4 protein-coding genes are annotated in these 2712 nt (G+C 70.9%); all 4 read right to left on the minus strand.

Annotation, left to right across the window (positions count from 1 at the left end):
* Positions 1 to 50: 50 nt before the first annotated feature.
* The 4 genes from ACFVZH_RS39335 to ACFVZH_RS39350 all read right to left on the minus strand — a co-directional run bounded on the left by ACFVZH_RS39335 (position 51) and on the right by ACFVZH_RS39350 (position 2594).
* Positions 51 to 215 (minus strand): FxLD family lantipeptide, encoded by a 165-nt coding sequence (locus ACFVZH_RS39335; protein WP_384905322.1) that lies wholly within the window; start codon positions 213 to 215, stop codon positions 51 to 53.
* 170 nt (positions 216 to 385) lie between these two features.
* Positions 386 to 1048: a hypothetical protein gene (locus ACFVZH_RS39340; RefSeq protein WP_384905324.1), complete on the minus strand. Its 663-nt coding sequence runs from the start codon at positions 1046 to 1048 to the stop codon at positions 386 to 388.
* Positions 1049 to 1179: 131 nt separating this feature from the next.
* A complete protein-coding gene (locus ACFVZH_RS39345) occupies positions 1180 to 1722 on the minus strand; it encodes a hypothetical protein (RefSeq protein ID WP_384905326.1) in 543 nt (180 codons plus the stop codon).
* Entirely contained in the window at positions 1719 to 2594 is an 876-nt protein-coding gene (locus ACFVZH_RS39350; RefSeq protein ID WP_384905328.1) for an ATP-binding protein, read from the minus strand. Before ACFVZH_RS39350 ends, ACFVZH_RS39345 begins: the two co-directional genes overlap by 4 nt.
* Between the last annotated feature and the right edge of the window lie 118 nt (positions 2595 to 2712).

The following is a 2712-nucleotide window of genomic DNA, read 5'->3' on the forward strand; positions in this document are numbered from 1 at the left end:
GGGGGGGGGGGGGGGCGCGCCCCCCCCCCCCCCCCCCGCACGCCGCATGGCTAGGCCGAGGCGCAGGACGACGCGCAGGACGCGGCGCAGCCGTCGTTGGTGCCGCAGGCGTCCACGATGGGCGTCGGGGACTGCGTGATGGTGGTGTCCAGCTCCCACTCGCCGAGCGGGGTGTCCAGCGTTCCCGGGGCGAGGGACAGGCTGCTGTTGGCCATGGCTGTTGCTCCTTGATGAGTTGGACCGACCCCCGAAAGGGGGCGGGGGAGTCTGCGGTGCCCCCGTTGTGAGCTGCGGTGAGGGTCGCAGCTCACAACGCAGGCACCGCGCGAACGCTGTGCTGGTGCAGCGGCCCGGCCTGACGTCATCCGGACCTCCACCTGAAGAGCTAGGAACACGCCACGCCACGGGCAACGACCGTGATGCGGCGGAGCTCGCGAACGGATTGGCGTGCGATCACGAAGGGCAGGTCGGGGTCGTCGTAGAGGAGCAGGGCGTCAGGGTCGACTGTGCCTCCTTGCGAGGAGCGGGGGTAGAGCGTCCCGCGCACCCCGACCAGCTCGGCCTCGCGGACGCGAAGCTCGACATGGCCCTCCCGGAGCTGGGGACACACCTGGGGCGTCAGCACGGCACACACCTCGCACATCGGCGGGATCGCGGTCTGTACGCGATCCCAGACCGTGTCGGCGGCATCGTCGAGGAGGGGAAGGCCCCACGCCATACCCCGCTCGTCCCGCGCCGCCGGCTTCTTGCAGCCGGCGCATAGGAGGCGCTCCATCGCGATGCGCTGCCGCTCGGGATGCAGCTCGCTGGCGTAGTCAGTCCCGCCAGTTGCGGAGCCCGTGCACACGGCCCACAGCACGCCGTCGATGTCGCGGTGGGCGGCGTCCTGCGCGGGGTCGGCGTACGCAACGCCGTGCGCCGTGGCCACGAGGCTGGCGGCCGCGAGGCTCTCGCCCTTGCGTGGAAGCACGAACGGCGCCCTCACGCGCTGCCGTAGGGCGACGAGGCGATCGGTCGGCGTCGGCCATGACTGGGTCAGAAGAGGCATCCGAGATCTGTCCTTGAAGCCGTGGCTGAGAAGTAGGGACCCCTGGTGCCGGGGCCGGATCCGCTCCGGCACCAGGGGGGTGAAGCCCCGTGTCCGGCGGGGTTGGGGGTGGTCACCGCCAGACACGGGAGTCAGGGAGTCACGCCGAGTCGGTCCGCGAACGCCGCGTGCGGCGTGGGCTCGGGGCGAAGCCGGGCAAGGGCCTCCCGAAGGGGGGTGGCCGGGACGAGACGGTCACTCGCCGAGGGCCGGAACCAGTACGGGCCCGGCTCACAGGGCGGCCTCGCGGAGGTGAGAGGCGGCAGCGTGATCTTGTGCGGGGCGCCCAGGCACACCGCGTACATGTGCGGCTGCCACCGGCCCGCGGTGCCCGGGGGAACGAGCCAGTAGAAGAGGCCGTCCCTCGTGTCTTCGATGACGGGTCCGCAACCGTTCTGGATCTCATCCATGACGGCGACCGCGGCGCGGGCCTGGGCGCCGGAGCTGGTCACGACGACGTCGAAGAGGTTCCCGCCGAGACCCACGCGGGTCACCTGGTTGGCGGCGACTCCAAGGAGGCTACGGAGCCTCTCGGCCAAGTCGGCCATGTCGGCGACCGGTTCCCCGGGCGCGCCGGCGGCGTCGACCAGGGTCTGCATCATCGCGCCGGCGTTCGGCGCCATGGTGGCGGTCACAGGTCCACCGGTCCCGGCTGCAGCGCGGCCCGCACGGTCTTGCCGTGATCGGCCGGCCGCCAGGAGAGGGTGGCGCCGAGGCGCTGTGCACCCCACAGTCCGCGGCCGAGCTCGCCCCGGAGCGCCTGGTCGAAGTGGGGGAAGTCGGGGGCGTGGTCCTGGACGTCGATGAAGAGTTCGCGGCGTTCGTTGATCCGAAGCCATGCGTCCAGCCGCTGGCTGGCGCTCTCCTCGGTGAGCCCGTGCTCGACGGCGTTCCGAACGAGGGCGTACAGCACGTCCACGGCAACGTCGATGGGGCCGGGCCAGGCCAGGACCGTGAGAAGCGTCCGCGCGCTGATTCGGGCGATGCCAGGTGCGCTGGCATTGGGCGGGAGCGGGAGTGACGTCTCGTGTACGACCTCGGCGGTGGGGTCCATCTCGGATCCTTCGTTCACGAGGGTGCACCAGGTCGTCGTGCCGTCCTTGCTGACGCCCCAGGAGTTGGAGATCGCGTCGACGATGAGGAGGCCGCGGCCGCTTTCGTCGAAGGGGGCGGCCGCCCGCGGTTTCGCGTGTCGGCGGGGAGAGCCGTCGTTGACTTCGATTCGGCACAGGTTGCCGCGAAGTTCGACGGTCACATGGAACATGCCTTGGCCGTCGGCGTGCTGGAGGGCGTTCGTGACCAACTCGGTCAGGAGCAGCTCGGCGCTTTCAACCAGGCTCGCGAACCCCCAGTGCGTGAGCTGGCCTCGGAGGAGGCGGCGGAGGCGCTTGGGCCAGACGGCGTCCTGGTCCGACAGGACACCGGCCACAGGCGCGGTGTGGCGCGTGATGCAGTGGTCCAGGACGGTTCGAATACCCGTCGCGGTGACCACGGCCTCGGGGCCCATGACGGTTTCTCGGGTGCCTACTAACGAGCTGGTGCGTGATTGCGTTGGAGACGTGGGGGTCTGAGCTGGGGGTTTGTGTCAGCCGGTGGTGTTGCGGTCGGAAACGAGGCTGGCGATG

The organism is Streptomyces sp. NPDC059534 (genome assembly GCF_042743475.1).
GTDB lineage: Bacteria > Actinomycetota > Actinomycetes > Streptomycetales > Streptomycetaceae > Streptomyces.